This window comes from Vibrio sp. 10N.222.52.B7 (assembly GCF_041474275.1).
Lineage (GTDB): Bacteria > Pseudomonadota > Gammaproteobacteria > Enterobacterales > Vibrionaceae > Vibrio > Vibrio crassostreae_C.
The window spans coordinates 4551-5284 of the sequence record NZ_JBFRTU010000085.1 but is presented as its reverse complement, the minus strand read 5'-3'; the positions used below and the strand labels follow the sequence as shown (position 1 = coordinate 5284).

Annotated in this window: 1 protein-coding gene and 1 pseudogene; both read right to left on the bottom strand. The window is 46.3% G+C overall.

Going from position 1 to position 734, the window contains the following annotated elements; genetic code table 11:
• Positions 1–66 precede the first annotated feature (66 nt).
• The gene (locus AB4512_RS19425; protein WP_102320933.1) at positions 67–585 is read right to left on the bottom strand and encodes a transcriptional regulator; all 519 of its coding nucleotides are present in this window, start codon (positions 583–585) and stop codon (positions 67–69) included.
• Positions 582–734, bottom strand: a pseudogene (locus AB4512_RS25525) (ABC transporter ATP-binding protein); the annotation flags it as partial. The gene AB4512_RS19425 and the pseudogene AB4512_RS25525, both read right to left, overlap by 4 nt.

Below are 734 nucleotides of genomic sequence, written 5' to 3'. Positions count from 1 at the left end.
ATCATGCTTTCTACGGATCTAGCTCTGGTGAGATTCTGATTTGATGCTTGATCGAGAAGGGCTTGATCAGTGGAGATGGCGTTGAATAATTCCTTGATCATCGTTTCGGGGATGGGTTGCCATAAAGCGTACATGCGACTCGATCAATTTTTCAGACTCTGCTTTCCAACGTGGTTCTTGCTGTTGGTTCGTAAACTCCAAAGCCAATACACACAAGTGTTGTAGCCGCTGTGTACACCACTCTTGCAATCCTGCTTCTGATTTTGGGTCACATGACACCGCTTGCAGCTTACTGTAGGCAAACATTAGGTATTGGTAGGCTTTATCTTGATGGCTTGAGCTGTTGGCCTCCTGCGAAGCCAAGTCCGGATTCGATGAATCCGCGAGGTGGCGATAGAAAGTAAAGATTCTCAGGCATCCGTCTAGCCAACATGCGATGCCTTTGCTCTGCTCATCCGTGATCAATGGCCCCCAGAGCGCATCTGGAGGCGTTAAGATCAAAGGTTCTAACCGGTCCACTTGATCATGCTTTCGGTCTTTGTACCAATCTCCGATCCGCTCTAACCAAGTGTCTAGTTCATTCATGCAACGTTATCCCACTGTTTTACAAAGTGATTATCAGAAACTTGTTTGATTTCATGCTGTATTTCACTGCTCTGCTCTCGAATACGATCAGCGTCTATTGAATAGTTTGGCTCATTTTTGACGAGTTCGCCAAATGGCAGATCGGGATC

Bases quoted from the DNA above. Each gene is read 5' to 3' on its own strand.
- AB4512_RS19425 (WP_102320933.1), bottom strand. From the start codon at position 585: ATGAATGAACTAGACACTTGGTTAGAGCGGATCGGAGATTGGTACAAA.